Annotated in this window: 16 protein-coding genes; 6 read left to right on the top strand and 10 right to left on the bottom strand. The window is 51.3% G+C overall.

Annotation, left to right across the window (positions count from 1 at the left end; genetic code table 11):
• Nucleotides 1–6: 6 nt before the first annotated feature.
• The gene (locus Q4E93_RS26805) at nucleotides 7–1,533 is read right to left on the bottom strand and encodes an MFS transporter (protein ID WP_303590630.1); all 1,527 of its coding nucleotides are present in this window, start codon (nucleotides 1,531–1,533) and stop codon (nucleotides 7–9) included.
• 150 nt (nucleotides 1,534–1,683) lie between these two features.
• Between Q4E93_RS26805 and acs the strand changes: the two genes are divergently transcribed.
• Nucleotides 1,684–3,642, top strand: a complete 1,959-nt coding sequence (acs, locus tag Q4E93_RS26800; RefSeq protein ID WP_303590628.1) for an acetate--CoA ligase — start codon at nucleotides 1,684–1,686, stop codon at nucleotides 3,640–3,642.
• A gap of 94 nt (nucleotides 3,643–3,736) precedes the next feature.
• Here acs and Q4E93_RS26795 read toward each other — a convergent pair whose 3' ends face one another.
• From Q4E93_RS26795 to Q4E93_RS26775, 5 genes are all read right to left on the bottom strand, one after another.
• Entirely contained in the window at nucleotides 3,737–4,288 is a 552-nt protein-coding gene (locus Q4E93_RS26795; RefSeq protein WP_303590626.1) for a L,D-transpeptidase family protein, read from the bottom strand.
• A 312-nt stretch (nucleotides 4,289–4,600) separates the two neighbouring features.
• Nucleotides 4,601–5,428 (bottom strand): outer membrane beta-barrel protein, encoded by an 828-nt coding sequence (locus tag Q4E93_RS26790; RefSeq protein ID WP_303590624.1) that lies wholly within the window; start codon nucleotides 5,426–5,428, stop codon nucleotides 4,601–4,603.
• Nucleotides 5,429–5,466: 38 nt separating this feature from the next.
• On the bottom strand, nucleotides 5,467–6,630 hold the full coding sequence (locus tag Q4E93_RS26785; RefSeq protein WP_303590622.1) for a hypothetical protein: 1,164 nt from the start codon (nucleotides 6,628–6,630) through the stop codon (nucleotides 5,467–5,469).
• Nucleotides 6,631–6,635: 5 nt separating this feature from the next.
• Nucleotides 6,636–7,121 (bottom strand): RNA polymerase sigma factor, encoded by a 486-nt coding sequence (locus tag Q4E93_RS26780; RefSeq protein WP_303590621.1) that lies wholly within the window; start codon nucleotides 7,119–7,121, stop codon nucleotides 6,636–6,638.
• A gap of 99 nt (nucleotides 7,122–7,220) precedes the next feature.
• Nucleotides 7,221–7,424: a hypothetical protein gene (locus Q4E93_RS26775; RefSeq protein ID WP_303590619.1), complete on the bottom strand. Its 204-nt coding sequence runs from the start codon at nucleotides 7,422–7,424 to the stop codon at nucleotides 7,221–7,223.
• A gap of 131 nt (nucleotides 7,425–7,555) precedes the next feature.
• Between Q4E93_RS26775 and kbl the strand changes: the two genes are divergently transcribed.
• The gene (gene kbl, locus Q4E93_RS26770) at nucleotides 7,556–8,755 is read left to right on the top strand and encodes a glycine C-acetyltransferase (protein WP_303590617.1); all 1,200 of its coding nucleotides are present in this window, start codon (nucleotides 7,556–7,558) and stop codon (nucleotides 8,753–8,755) included.
• On the opposite strand, the gene Q4E93_RS26765 is transcribed toward kbl, so the two are convergent.
• Complete coding sequence (locus Q4E93_RS26765) at nucleotides 8,752–9,138, bottom strand: RidA family protein (RefSeq protein ID WP_303590615.1); 387 nt, start codon at nucleotides 9,136–9,138, stop codon at nucleotides 8,752–8,754. The genes kbl and Q4E93_RS26765 overlap by 4 nt on opposite strands.
• Before the next feature lie 129 nt (nucleotides 9,139–9,267).
• Here Q4E93_RS26765 and Q4E93_RS26760 point away from each other — a divergent pair, with 129 nt between their 5' ends.
• The 4 genes from Q4E93_RS26760 to Q4E93_RS26745 all read left to right on the top strand — a co-directional run bounded on the left by Q4E93_RS26760 (nucleotide 9,268) and on the right by Q4E93_RS26745 (nucleotide 12,544).
• Complete coding sequence (locus Q4E93_RS26760; RefSeq protein WP_303590613.1) at nucleotides 9,268–9,909, top strand: 3-hydroxyacyl-CoA dehydrogenase family protein; 642 nt, start codon at nucleotides 9,268–9,270, stop codon at nucleotides 9,907–9,909.
• Nucleotides 9,910–9,933: 24 nt separating this feature from the next.
• Nucleotides 9,934–10,605, top strand: a complete 672-nt coding sequence (gene tsaB, locus Q4E93_RS26755; protein WP_303590611.1) for a tRNA (adenosine(37)-N6)-threonylcarbamoyltransferase complex dimerization subunit type 1 TsaB — start codon at nucleotides 9,934–9,936, stop codon at nucleotides 10,603–10,605.
• A 107-nt stretch (nucleotides 10,606–10,712) separates the two neighbouring features.
• Complete coding sequence (locus tag Q4E93_RS26750) at nucleotides 10,713–11,069, top strand: ArsR/SmtB family transcription factor (protein ID WP_303590609.1); 357 nt, start codon at nucleotides 10,713–10,715, stop codon at nucleotides 11,067–11,069.
• A gap of 68 nt (nucleotides 11,070–11,137) precedes the next feature.
• On the top strand, nucleotides 11,138–12,544 hold the full coding sequence (locus Q4E93_RS26745; protein WP_303590607.1) for an MBL fold metallo-hydrolase: 1,407 nt from the start codon (nucleotides 11,138–11,140) through the stop codon (nucleotides 12,542–12,544).
• Here the strand turns inward: Q4E93_RS26745 and Q4E93_RS26740 are convergent.
• Genes Q4E93_RS26740 through Q4E93_RS26730 form a run of 3 tightly spaced genes read right to left on the bottom strand, consistent with a single transcriptional unit; the run spans nucleotide 12,541 to nucleotide 14,609 of the window.
• A complete protein-coding gene (locus tag Q4E93_RS26740) occupies nucleotides 12,541–13,203 on the bottom strand; it encodes a response regulator transcription factor (RefSeq protein ID WP_303590605.1) in 663 nt (220 codons plus the stop codon). The genes Q4E93_RS26745 and Q4E93_RS26740 overlap by 4 nt on opposite strands.
• 12 nt (nucleotides 13,204–13,215) lie before the next feature.
• The gene (locus tag Q4E93_RS26735) at nucleotides 13,216–14,025 is read right to left on the bottom strand and encodes a sensor histidine kinase (protein ID WP_303590603.1); all 810 of its coding nucleotides are present in this window, start codon (nucleotides 14,023–14,025) and stop codon (nucleotides 13,216–13,218) included.
• Nucleotides 13,989–14,609, bottom strand: a complete 621-nt coding sequence (locus tag Q4E93_RS26730; RefSeq protein ID WP_303590602.1) for a hypothetical protein — start codon at nucleotides 14,607–14,609, stop codon at nucleotides 13,989–13,991. Before Q4E93_RS26730 ends, Q4E93_RS26735 begins: the two co-directional genes overlap by 37 nt.
• Between the last annotated feature and the right edge of the window lie 35 nt (nucleotides 14,610–14,644).

Raw genomic sequence — 14,644 nt, 5'->3', positions numbered from 1 at the left:
TAATGGTTATTCAGCAGATGGGGATTTAGCGGGTATGTACAGCATGCCGATGATCAGGCAGACCGCCGCCACCAGGACGGGATACCACAGTCCCGCCAGCTTATTGTCGGGGTTGATGGTCGTCAGCAGCAGGGCGACATAGGGGGTGAGACCGCCGAACACCCCATTGCCGATGTGGTAAGGCAGGGACATGGAGGTGTAGCGAATGCGGGTGGGGAACAATTCTACCAGGAAGGCGGCGATGGGCCCATACACCATGGTGACATAGATGATCATGATGAAGACGATGCCGATCATTTTCCAATAATCCGCCGTCCCCAGGGTTTTGGCCACCTCGGGCTTTGATCTGGCGCCTGCCTTTCCGCCTGCGTATAGCGTATCTTTTTGCGTTTCGCTGACGGTGAAGCCGTCTTCGTAATGCCGGATGGTGGAAGTGCTGCGCAGTATGTTGCCGGTGGCGCCGATGAAGGCTACATTGCTGCGGATCTCTTTTTCGGCTGTCAGCTCGGTCCGTCCTTTGGTGTCGGAGATGGTCAGCATTTGCCGGAAGAAGAATTGATAGGACAGTACGGCCAGCGCCATGCCCGCGATCATGATCCATTTGCGCCCGATCTTGTCGCTCCATCCGCCGAAGACCAGGAAGAAGGGGCTGGCCAGCACGATGGCCAGGATGAGGATGGTCTTGGCCTGATCGAAGTTGACACGGCAGGTGTTCTCCAGGAAGGTCTGGGCATAGAACTGGCCTGTATAGAAGATGACGCCCTGTCCCATGGTGGCGCCGAACAGGGCCAGCAGGACTACTTTCAGATTGGCTTTATGGCCGAAGCTTTCTTTCAGGGGATTGGTGGAGGTCCTCCCTTCCGTGCGCAGTTGCTGGAACAGGGGGGATTCGCTCATTTTCAGGCGGATGTAGATAGAGACGCCCACCAGTACGATGGAAATGAGGAAGGGGATGCGCCAGCCCCAGTCGTTGAATTTTTCTATGCTGCGGGCCGGGTCCTGGTCCAGGAGGTGCCGGACGAGGAGGATCACGCCCAGGGATACAAGCAGGCCTACCGTAGCTGTCGTCTGGATCCAGGAAGTAAAGTACCCTCTCCGGTGGGCAGGGGAATGTTCCGCGACGTAGGTGGCGGCCCCGCCATATTCCCCGCCCAGGGCCAGACCCTGCAAAAGGCGGAGCAGCAATACGATCAGGGGGGCGGCAAAACCGATGGTCTCATATTTGGGGACCAGCCCGATGGCGAAGGTGGAGCCGCCCATGATGATCAGGGTGAGGAGGAAAGTGTATTTCCGTCCGATCATATCGCCCAGCCGGCCGAAGACAAGGGCGCCGAAAGGGCGTACGATGAATCCTGCGGCGAAGGTGGCCAGGGTAGATAGCAGCGCTGCCGTGGGATTGCCTTTGGGAAAGAACTGAGCGGCGATGACGGTGGCCAGGCTACCGAAAATGTAGAAATCATACCATTCGATGAGGGTTCCCAGCGAGGAGGCGGTGATGATCTTGCGGATGCCGGTGACAGATGTGGAAGCCATGTGATCGTTAGATGATTATTTAGATGATCGTTAAGGTTATGGAATCGTTTGCGTTAAAGCGAAAGTAAATGTAATTAGTTGACGATTAAATTCTAAATTTATGGCCCTTAATTTAATAAACAGTTATCTACAAAAATCTTCGTTCGTCATATGAGCTATCCCTACCAGATCAGGTCCATGGAGCAGTACCAGTCCGAGTATAAGAAAAGTGTCGAGGACCCGGAAGGGTTTTGGGCGGGCATTGCCGGGAATTTCAGCTGGCACCGCAAGTGGGATAAAGTATTGGATTGGAATTTCACGGATCCGCGTGTGAAATGGTTTTCCGGGGCCCAGCTGAACATCACTGAGAACTGCCTGGACAGGCACCTGGCTGAAAGAGGCGATCAGCCGGCCATTATCTGGGAGCCGAATGATCCGGAGGAACATTACCGGATCCTTACGTATAAGGAGCTGCATTTTAAAGTATGCCAGTTTGCGCAGGTCCTGAAAAACAATGGCGCCAGGAAAGGCGATCGTATTTGTATCTATATGCCCATGGTGCCGGAGCTGGCCATCGCCGTTCTCGCCTGCGCCCGTATCGGGGCCATTCACTCGGTGGTATTTGGCGGGTTTTCCGCGCAAAGCATTGCCGACAGGATACAGGATGCGCAATGTAATATTGTGATCACTTCGGATGGGGGGCAGCGGGGGAATAAAGGAATTCCTTTAAAATCGGTGATCGATGACGCGCTGGTGCAATGTCCTTCCGTAAAGAAGGTGATCGTGCTGACGCGTACACGTGTTCCTGTGAGCATGATAAAGGGGCGGGATACCTGGTGGGAGGATGAGATCAGGAAAGTGGAGACGCAGGGAAATCCCGTATGTCCGGCCGAGCCGATGGAGGCGGAGGATATGCTCTTCATCCTGTATACTTCCGGGTCGACCGGCAAGCCGAAGGGTGTCGTGCATACCTGTGGCGGCTATATGGTGTACACCAATTATACTTTTGTCAACGTATTCCAATACCAGCCGGGCGACGTGTATTTCTGTACGGCCGACATCGGCTGGATCACGGGGCATAGCTATATTGTATATGGTCCTCTGAGCGCTGGGGCCACTACCCTTCTTTTTGAAGGCATACCTACGTACCCCGACGCCGGCAGATTCTGGGATATCGTGGATAAATTCAAGGTCAATATCCTTTATACGGCCCCCACGGCCATCCGGAGCCTGATGGGTTTTGGACCGGACTATGTGAAAAGCAAGGATCTCAGCAGCCTGAAGGTGCTGGGCACGGTGGGTGAGCCCATCAATGAGGAAGCCTGGCATTGGTACCATGAGAACATCGGTAAAGGGCGTTGTCCCATCGTAGACACCTGGTGGCAGACGGAGACCGGGGGTATCCTTATCTCCAACCTGGCGGGCATCACCCCGCATAAGCCGGCGCATGCCACCCTGCCCTTGCCGGGTGTTCAGCCTTTGCTGGTAGATGAAAAAGGGGAGCCTGTTCCGGGCAGCGATGCCGCCAGGGACGGTGTGTGGCATGGGGGCGCTTCCGGCGAACCGGTGGCCGGCAATCTCTGCATAAAATTTCCTTTCCCTTCCATTATACGCACGACGTACGGAGACCATGAGCGGTGCCGGCAGACCTATTTTGCCACGTATCCCGGGCTTTATTTCACGGGTGACGGCGCTTTGCGGGATGCGGAGGGCAACTACCGGATCACCGGGAGGGTGGATGACGTGCTGAATGTCAGCGGCCACCGTATCGGTACGGCGGAGGTAGAGAATGCCATCAACATGCATACGGGGGTCGTGGAAAGTGCGGTGGTAGGCTATCCGCATGATATCAAGGGACAGGGGATCTATGCGTATGTCATATTCAACGGGGATAAGAGCGATCCCGTCCATGTTCGGCAAGCGATCGTGCAGACGGTGGCCCGGATCATTGGCGCCATTGCCAAGCCGGATAAGATCCAGCTCGTCAGCGGCCTGCCTAAGACCCGCAGCGGGAAGATCATGCGCAGGATCCTGCGTAAGATCGCGGAGGGAGAGACCGGCAGCCTGGGAGATACCTCCACATTGCTGGACCCCGGGGTGGTGGATGAGATAAAGGCGGGGCGCCTGTGACACCTAGCTACAAGCTTCAAGCTGCAAGCTACAAGGGGGCATAATTAAGCCAAGCTTGCGGCTTGAGGCTTGCAGCTTGAAGCTGGATCAGGTATTAGTGTTGAATGACGACTTTCGTCCCGATGGGTGCAATGGCGTACAGTTCGTCCATGTCCTCGCACTTCAGGGAAATACAGCCATTGGTCCAGTTCTGATAATTGTCCACGGTCATCTCATCATGCGGCCAGGTGCCGTGGATGGCGATGCCATCGCCCGGTTTGGCTGACCGGGGGATCAATCCTTTTGCTTTTCTTTCATTGAACTTAGCCAGGTCTGCCGCGGTGGGGTAATCCAGGTCCATGATCTTATCCCATTTTTCATGGGGTCTTTTCCTCACGATGTGAAAAATGCCTTCCGGGGTTTTCCGGTCGCCCTGCATCATCTTGTCATCCAGGGATTTATTTCCAAAGACTGCCGGGTAGGTGGCGTACCATCCCTGCCTGTCAAAGACTTGCAGCTCATAGTTGCTTTTGATCACCAGGATATATACTTCCCCTTCGGGGTCGGGATGGAAAAAGCGTTTGTGAGCGGTGCGTGTGCGGGCATCTCTGAATCCACAAAGGATCAGCAGGAACAAGCTTCCAAGGAGGATCTTTCTCGAAGTCATTTGCGGCAATTTTACCCTTGGACAACGGCCGCGACATTTGGTTTATTTCTAATGTGGGAAACTTTAACAATATAGCTGCGAGCTGCGAGCTGCAAGCTACAAGCTGCAAGCTACAAGGTTGGTTCTTTTAAGTCTTATATAAGTCTGGCTTGCGGCTTGTAGCTTGTCGCTTGAGGCTTAAAAAAGACAAAACCGGTACTAAGAATAGCACCGGTTACTACTACACATGAGAACTCTTAAAGAATTCTCAGCTTCTTGCTATTGCGTGGGGATCGTCTGAAAATTAACCCCCACGCAATAAGCATCTTATCATCACCAGTTGCCGAACCGTAGTCCTACGGTATAGGGCCGCTGGTCCAATCCTTTCAGGAACATACTTTTGGCGGCATAGGAACCGTACAGCTTCAGCCATCCCATTTGCAATTCCCCGATCCATGAGATCTTCCACGGATCCATGTCGAAGTCGTCGAATGTCTTATACTTTCCGGTTTCCTTACTCTTGAATTTTTGGCGGGAAGAGTATCGATATCCAACGCTCGCGCCTACACTGAATCCGTAGTCATGCCTTCTATGCGGCGTGAAGTTAAAATTAAGCATAAATGGGACAGTTACATAATCTGCGGCCAATTTATTCTTACTATAGTTGATAGTATCCATGACGACTATGGTCGGATTAGTATGAAATTTAATATTTTCCTCATATCGGTAGTTATTCAGTTCGATGCCCAGTCCGTATTTCAGGTTTACCACGTGCTTGATGAGGTTCATGCGCTGCATGAAGATCCAGATATTGACATTCACGGACTTGCCTGTTCGAAGGCGGAACCAGTCCTTGGTGGAGCCGGGTGCGAATTGCTGGGCGGAGGCCGATGAATAATTCGTTTGGTCATTGTAGTTAGCAAACCCCAGGTCCAGGATACCCCAGTTGGTGCTGATATTGGAGGGGCGGTAGGAGTTATGCCGGTGGTAGACGTGAATAGTGCCGTGGTCTTCCTTGTCTATTTTTCCTTTTTTGACGATGATCAGGTTGCCGACGCGGATGGTGTCGCCGGGTGCCGGAGCTACTGTATCCTTTTTTGTGGTCGTGGTTGTGTCCTGTGCATGACCGGACAGGGACAGGCATAAGATTGCTAAAGACAAAAGACGCCTCATATTATTACCTTTTTTTTAGTGAGATCTTAATTTAATGATACTTGAAAGCTTCCGATGAGCACCTTCCGGTCTTCATCTTCCGCGCGGCTGGAGGGTTTTTCCAGGGCCCTGGTCACCTTCCTGAAGATGCCGCGTAACTTATTTTTCTTTGGAGAAGCTCTCTCCTCCATGGATTCGTCCGATGTGTATGCCACCGCATGATCCAGCAGGGCCTGGGTAGCGAAAGAGCCGGCGGCTACTTTTGTGGCCGGGATATTCCTGGTACGGTCAATTGCTTTCGGATCGATGACGGCCAGTTTGTCCGCCGGGTCCGCTTCGCCGACGGGGTTGTTATCCGCCGGCTGAACCTTTATGGAAGCGGTGGCTTTGTCCGGAACGGGCGGGTCTGCTTTCGCCACCACGGGAACGGTTGGATCTGCTTTCGCTGGCGCCGGAACGGCTGCTTCTTTTTCTTCGTTGCCTGTCTGCCGGCGCTTGTATAGGTGTAACGAATCAGCAGCGCGGGGAGTTACAGCGGCCAGATATTTTTTTACGATGGGTTGGCCGGGAGTCGTTTTTTCGCCGGAGGGAGTTGGTAAGGGCGCCTGCGTGGAATGGTTTGTGCTGGCCATTGCTGCAGCCGTGGAATCTTTCATAATGACGGGCGCCTGTGGGGAAGGCTTACCGGCTATGGACCGGCCGGACCGGAAAGGATGAAAGACCTGCAGACCGACGAAGCCCAATACCAGTGCTGCCGCGGCTATACGGGCAAACGGCAGCCAGGCGATCCTTCTCTTTTCGTCCTTTCGGTAAAGGCTTTCTTTGCCGGGGAATACGATGGATGGGTCAGGGATATTGACTGCCAGCTGCAGGCGTTGCAGCTCGATGTTCTTTTCAGGATGGAGGCGGACAAATTCGATCACTGCCTGGCGGGAAGCCTCGTCCAGCTCTCCGTCTACATAGGACAGGAACCACGATTCGTAATTATCCGGGTTGACCAGGGAGAAGTCTTCATGCTGCTGCAGCAGCTCCTTAGCCGGGAAAGCGGGGGTATCATCCGGGTCAATCCTGCATTGCAGCAGGAGCTCCCATTCCTCCTTCAGATCGGGGTGCGCTTCGACGAATCTTTCCACGGCCTGTCTGTCTGCCGGGGACAATTCATTGTCTACGTACAGCAAAAAGAATTCCTCATAATTATTTCGTGTGATCATGAAGTTTATATTAGGTTTTCCAGGCTGACCAGATAATTTTTCAATTGGATACGGGCGCGGTGCAGGTATACTTTTACCTGGCTTTCGTTGAGCCCCGTGATCTGTCCAATCTCTTCATAGGAATATCCCTCATAGTCTTTTAACAGCACCAATGAGCGCTGTGTTTCATTCAGCCGGGCCAGCGCCCGCTCCAGCACCTTCTTCAGGTCCTGCGCGGGAGAATGTCCGATCTTTGCTTCTTCCCTGAACTCATCCCGCAGCTGCACTCTTTTTATTTTCCGGATATGGTCGATCATCTGGTGATAGGCAATGGTGAAAAGATAAGATTTGCTTTTGCCTGTCTCGACGTCGCCCCGGCATTTCCACAGCTTTTCGAAGGCGGTCTGCACCACGTCCCTTGCGTCCTCTTCATGGCGGAGGTTCTTAAGGATAAACCGATAGACGTTGTCCGCGTAGTTCGTGACACAATCATTGAATTCTTTCTCAGTCATAAGCAGCTGCTGTCGGGGAAAGATAAAATTACGCTCATACCGGTAATACGGGCGGATGGAGGAAATGTTACAAAAAGAAGAGGAAAGTAAAAAAAGGGATTATCCCTTGGCGGACAATAGGTTACGTGTAAATGATTCCCAGAGGATGAATTCGGTCTGCGACTTTTTTTCGCAGGATTTGCTGCATTCGCTGCTGCGGTCTGTATCGGGTTCCGCTTTTTTCCGGGAATAGGAAAAAAGAATGAGGCTGGCAGCTGTTACCAGGATCAGAAAGGAAAGACGAAAATAGGTCCTTGATCTCATAGTTAGCCCTGTTTCTCTTATTAGACGAAGGTAGATATTAATTTGTTACAATTCGGGAAAAAATACCCTTAGTTGTACAATCGATGAGAGCTCAACTACTTACCTTTGGCGTCTTAAAAAAACACTCCTTTATGAATCCCTCCTTTGTCAAACGTATAGCCGCGGAATTGGAAGAGATCAAGGCATCCGGCCTTTTTAAAACAGAGCGTATTATCACCAGTGCCCAGGGGGCGGAGATAACGGTGAACAATAAAAGAGTATTGAATTTCTGCGCCAACAATTACCTGGGTCTTTCTTCCCATCCCAAGGTGATCGAGGCGGCGCATAAGGCTATCGATACCCGGGGGTATGGTATGAGCAGTGTCCGGTTCATTTGTGGCACCCAGGATATTCACAGGGAGCTGGAGCAAAAGCTCGCGACTTTCCTGGGGACGGAGGATACGATCCTGTATGCCGCCGCTTTTGACGCCAATGGAGGTATTTTCGAGCCATTGTTCGGGGAGCAGGACGCCATCATCTCGGATGAGCTGAACCATGCTTCCATCATCGACGGCGTGCGACTCTGCAAGGCGCAGCGGTTCCGGTATAAACACAACAACATGGAGGACCTGGAGCAGCAGCTGAAAGCTGCGCAGGGCGCCCGCAGCAGGATCATCGTGACGGATGGGTCATTCAGCATGGATGGCACGATCGCCCAGCTGGACAGGATCTGCGACCTGGCCGATCAATATGATGCCATTGTCATGATTGATGAATCCCATTCTTCCGGGTTCCTTGGCAAGACGGGAAGGGGTACGCACGAGTACCGTGGTGTGATGGGGCGTATCGATATTATCACGGGCACGCTGGGCAAGGCCCTTGGCGGCGCCAGCGGGGGGTTCACCAGCGGGAAGAAAGAGATCATTGAAATGCTGCGTCAGCGGAGCCGTCCCTATCTCTTCTCGAACAGCCTTGCTCCTTCGATCACCGGGGCCAGCATTGCTGTGCTGGACATGCTGAGCGAGACGACGGCCCTGCGGGACAAGCTGGAGTATAATACAAAATATTTCCGCGCTAAGATGAAAGAGGCGGGTTTTGACATCCGGCCCGGAGATCATCCCATCGTGCCTATCATGCTGTATGATGCCGTAGTGGCCCAGAACTTTGCCGCCAGGCTGCTGGATGAAGGCATCTATGTCATTGGCTTCTTCTATCCTGTCGTGGCGAAGGGTCAGGCAAGGATCAGGGTGCAGCTGAGCGCGGGGCATGAGCAGGATCATCTTGATAAGGCGATTGCGGCCTTTACCAAGATCGGGAAGGAGCTGGGTGTTCTGAAGGGGCAGTCTGCTTAATGCAGGAACGCTACCATGCTGATCTCCACGTTGACATTCTTGGGCAGGGTTTTGACCGCATAGGTCTCTCTTGCCGGGAAATCACCTGTAAAATACTTGCCGTATACTTCGTTGACATGCCCGAAATGGCCTATATCGCTCAGCAGGATGGTGGTCTTCACTACATGACCGAAGTCCATATTGGCTGCGGAGAGGATGCTTTTGAGATTGTGCATTACCTGATGCGTTTCCCCGATGATGTCACCGGCAGCTTCCACGTTGCCCGTGGCGGGGTTAATGGCTATTTGCCCGGAGATGAATAGCATATTTCCGGCCAGGACTGCCTGGCTGTAGGGGCCGATGGGAGCGGGGGCGTTGGGGGTACTCACAATCTGTTTTTCCATGTCTCGTAATTTTGCCGTAAGCTACACATAAATCAGCTGCAAGCCTCAAGCTGCAAGCTACAAGCTTTGTTTTATTAAGTGAACCTGGCTTGAGGCTTGTAGCTTGCAGCTTGTGGCTATATTTGCAGTATGAAGATTGCTGTCATTGCGGGAAAGACCGAAGTAAAGGAATGGTTGCCGGGCAAGCTACCGTCTGGATGGGAATGCGTGTGGGTTGACGATGTGGACGGACTGGAACAGCAGCGGGATGCCCACCTTTTTATGGATATGGCTTTTGCTCCTGATGAGATGCGCATTCACCAGCTGAGCCGGCTATTGCCCGCACCGGTGATGATAAATTCCGTGGTGCATACATTACAGGAGATCGGCCAGCCATTCATACGGATCAATGCATGGCCCGGCATGCTGAAGAGAAATATTCACGAGTTGGCGATGACGGCGCCCCCACCGGATTCGGTGCAGGCGTTTTATAAACAATTGGATCTTTCCTATCGTATTGTTTCGGATGTTGCGGGTATGGTCAGCGCGAGGATCCTGGCAATGATCATCAACGAAGCGTATTATACTTTGCAGGAAGATGTCAGCACAAAAGAGGAGATCGATACCGCGATGAAGCTGGGTACGAATTATCCTTTTGGTCCTTTCGAATGGAGCGAATTGATCGGATTGAAAAATATTTATGATCTTCTTAACAAATTGGGCATGACTGACAATCGGTACCTGCCTGCTACGGCTATGAAAGAAGCCTTGGTTGGATTAAAATGTGATTAAAAAAAATTAACAAGAAGCCTGCAAATGGGATTGATCCTGAACATAGACACGGCGACGGAGCAAGGCGGTATCTGTCTTGCAAAAGAAGGGCAGGTATTAGCGATGGCGATGAATCCTGATCAAAAAGATCACGCTTCCTGGCTGCATCCCGCAGTGGAGAAAATAATGCATGATACGGGGCATACCATGAAAGATCTGCAGGCCGTGGCAGTGACGGCCGGGCCCGGTTCCTATACGGGTTTGCGCGTTGGAATGGCCGCTGCCAAAGGGTTTTGCTATGCTTTGAATATTCCTTTGATCACGGAGAATACGTTGAAGGTAATGGCGCTGGCAGCGAGAGAGCAGGTGCCGGCGGATGTGTTATTATGTCCAATGATCGATGCACGGCGTATGGAGGTCTTTACAGCAGTCTACCAAAATGATCTGGAAGAGGTGATGCCTACCGGTGCCATGATCGTGGATGAACATTCGTTTGCACCGTATCTTGCGCATAGACAAATGTCGTTTTTTGGCGGTGGAAGTTGTAAGTGTAAACCTATAATCACTGCATCCAGCGCGACTTTCATTGAAATTAATTACCATCCTGGGTATCTGGGTATTCTATCTTTTTTACGATATTTACAACAAGAATTCACCGGCCTGGCGTATAGTGAGCCCGCTTATACCAAAGAATTCTACACTCATACAAGAAAATGACTATATTGTCATATTGGTAAAAAATGAACATTTTTTTTAAATAGTAGCACCTAATTTTGTTTGATCCGTCTTGTATCTTCTTGAAATCCTTAAAATGGTAATCGCTCATGAGTTTAACGATGAACAACAATAACTATTGGATGGTAGTAAATGCAGAGGGCTCTGACGGGGCTCCTGTAAAAGTTGATTTTTTGAACCTGAAGAAAGGCGCGCTCATTCTTAGGGCGCTGAATCACAAATTGCGTCAGCAGATCATCCGCCTCCTGGATGAGAACAAGAAACTGACGGTGACAGAGATCTACGTTCATCTCCGCCTCGAACAGTCCGTGGCATCCCAGCACCTTGCTATCCTGCGCAGGGCCGGCATAGTAAAAACGCAAAGGGATGGGAAATTCATCTACTACATTATCAACCACGATCGCCTGGGAGAAATTATGAAATGCGTGGATGAGCTGATCGATTAACGTCGGCTTCCTGACCGTCAAATCGGTGAATAATCGCTAATTTTACAGCCATCATTCAAATTATGGCTATGTTTATTAAGCAATTATACACTGGATGTCTTAGTGAAGCCGCCTACTACATCGACAGTGAAGGAGAAGCCGCCATCATCGATCCTTTGAGGGATATCGATGCGTATCTGCAATTGGCAAAAGAGAGAAAGGCAACCATCAAGTACATTTTCGAAACTCATTTTCATGCTGATTTTGTAAGCGGGCACCTGGATCTTTCCAAGGCTACAGGCGCCCCTATCGTATATGGTCCCCGCACGGAGACTGAATTTCCCATTCACCTGGCAAAGGATGGAGAGGTATTTCGTCTGGGCGGCATCACGCTTGAAGTGATGCATACGCCTGGGCACACCATCGAGTCCACGTGTTACCTGGTGCGAACGGCGGAAGGGAGTCCCCATGCCGTTTTTACAGGCGACACGTTGTTTGTAGGTGATGTAGGCCGGCCGGATCTCAGCAGCGGCAACCTCAGCAAGGAAGACCTGGCGGGGATGCTATATGATTCGCTCCGGAGCAAGATACTGCCCTTGCCCAACGACGTCATCGTCTATCCCGCGCATGGGCCGGGCAGCAGCTGTGGAAAGAACCTGGGACCTAACACGTACAGCACCATCGCCGATGAAAAGGAAGGCAATTATGCCTTAAAAGAACAGACAAAGGAAGCGTTTATCAAGGCGGTGACCGAGGGCCTGGACGCACCCCCCAGCTATTTTCACATCAATGCCAGGATCAATAAGGAAGGATATGAAAGCCTGGATGACGTATTGGAAGCCGGGCTTTCGCCCCTGGACCTCCAGGCGTTCCAGCAGCTGGTGAAGGATGAGGAGGCGATCGTCCTGGACACGCGAAAGTCGGCGGTATTCGTCGACGGGTTCATTCCCGGCGCCATCAGCATCGGGCTGGACGGAAGATTTGCCGAATGGGCCGGCAGCCTCCTGCCTTTTGACAAGACCATTTTGCTGGTGACGGCTCCCGGCGAGGAAAAGGAAAGTGTAGTAAGGCTGGCGCGGGTGGGTTTTTCTAAAATGAAGGGGTATCTCGACGGGGGCTATAGCGCCTGGCAACAGGCGGGGCTGCCCATCGATATGATCATCGATGTGGAGGCGGATGAGCTGGCGATGGACATTCCATTTGACGAGAACCTACTGGTGGTGGATGTGCGGCGGGAGACGGAGTTTGCGGACGGGCATGTCAAGGGCGCGCTTAACCTGCCTTTGAATGACCTGGTAGATCCCGGCAGCATGGCTAACCTGGACGAGCATTTCAATATTTACCTGCATTGCGGCGGCGGCTATCGCAGCATCATAGCGGCATCGCTGATCAAGCGGCAGGGCATACACAATATCCGCAACGTGACTGGCGGCTGGGCCAAGATCAAGGACCAGAAAGGCATCGAGATCGAGAAGGAGAACAGTGTGCTGAATTAAAGCGCTACGATCCCATTGCGGATGGCATAGAGCACCAGGCCGACTCTTGTCTTTACATTCAATTTTTCGAACAGGGTATCCCGGTAGCCATCGATGGTACGTGGGCTCAGGTACATTTGTTCGGCAATCTCTTTATAAGTGCATTCCGTGCAGGCCAGCCTCAGGAATTCCAGTTCCCGTTCGTTGAGGGTGAACACGTGGTGTACTTTGTGGTTGACGACGTCAAGGGCGTTGATGGTATGGATCAGCTTGCCTGTGACCATTTCCGAATAATAGAAGCCTTTATTGATCACGGATTCCAGGGCCATCTTCAGCTCGGAGGGTTCCGTGTCCTTGAGGATGTATCCTTTTACACCGTTCTTCAGCATCCGGATAATGGAATTATCCGTGTCATACATGGAGAGCGCCAGGATCTTAATTTCCGGGTAATGCCGTCTGAGCCATAGGGCAGTCTCGTATCCATCCATGTCAGGCATGTTGATGTCGAGCAGAACGATGTCGGGGAGTAAACGCGATTTCAGCTGCCGGATCAGATCATTGCCATTGCCGGCTTCAAATAACACGGAGTATTCTCCAAAACTCCGGATAAGATTAGCTAATCCGTTGCGTAGCAGTACGTGGTCGTCCACCAGAGCGACCGAGGGTTTGAGATTGTTCATTCCGAAAGAGGTTTAGGTTCTGGTATTAGCAGCTTCAACAGGCACGCTGAGTACTACACTTGTGCCATGCCCAAGTGTGCTGCTAATCTTAAAACCTGCACCCATCAGTTGGGCCCGGTTGTACATATTCCTGATACCGAGGCCAAAAGATGCATCCTGATTTAGAGGAGTAAGATCAAATCCTTTTCCGTTGTCTGTTATACTAAGTGTAAGTTCTTCCTGGCTGTAATGTAAATGTATTATAATTTTTTGAGATGCCGCATGTTTAATAATATTGTTAACAGTCTCCTGCAAGATCCGATAAATGATCAGTTCTCGCTGTTTATCAAGGGGATAGCTCTTCCCTTCCGACTCGAAGAGAGTTTCATAATTCCCGGATTTACGGACCATCTCCAATTCGTGCTCAATGGCCCGGACCAGTCCCATGTCGGCGATGTAATCCGTACTGAGGCCATGGGACAGGTTGCGCAGGTCGTAAATAGCCTGCCCCACCAGCTTTTTGGAATCGATGATCTTTTGTTCCAGGTTATCCGGCAGGGAGGGGTCCATGGTGGACAGGTTAAGCTTTGCCAGGCTAAGCATCTGACCGATGTTGTCATGGATCTCCTGGGAGATATGCCGGAAGGTCTGTTCCTGGATCTCCAGCTGGCTTTTCAGTAATTCCCGTTCATAGGAGAGCTTTAGCTGCTCTCTTTCCCGCAGCAGCTTGCGATGACGATTCCGGTAAAGGAATAAAAAGGAGATCATCAGGGCGCCTAAAAGCAATAATGTACTCGTTCCTGCAATCAATGTGATAATGATTTCACGAGACTCCTTTGGCATAGAAACGCTATTATGAAGCAGGAATAAAGTATTAATATAAGATTATTATTAATGCTTGAAAAAAATTCCTTGCCCGTAGCGTCATTCTTCAGGAGGTTGAATAATAAGTCGAAAGACAGGTCGCCCAAGTGAAAGAACAGGATGCCCGTACTGATCCAGAACATGGGGACCTTGCGTAATTCACCTTCCAGGGGATTCAGCAGCAGCTCATAGAAGAACAGGCAGCATAAGATGATCATGAAGAGGCTGCCCAATACGACCGTATAGGAGTGAAACTCAGTGAAGCCCTGTACGAACAGGAGGTTCAGCAGCACTACCATGGGATAGATGGCCATAAAACGGCGGGCCATTGTTTTAAAGGCCGGGTCACGGAGGGTAAGGGAAAAGATATGGGCGTAAAAGATATATTCCAGGGTGGTGGTGATATTAAACAACCAGCTGTTATTTCTCAGACGCAGGATATAAGTCATGTAAGTTCCGATCAATTCCGTGGCTACGATAAAAAGGAGAAAGAAAGGGAACAGCCTGAATGCCGTTCCCTTCAACGCACGATAGGTTAGCAGGCTCACTATAAAGGCGGCCATTTCGAAGTATATAAAAAAGGCAAGGTGGAACATCG

The sequence above is a fragment of the Flavitalea plasmicola genome (assembly GCF_030546645.1).
GTDB lineage: Bacteria > Bacteroidota > Bacteroidia > Chitinophagales > Chitinophagaceae > Puia.
Note: the sequence above shows the minus strand (reverse complement) of the source record. Positions and strands in the feature narration are given on the sequence as shown.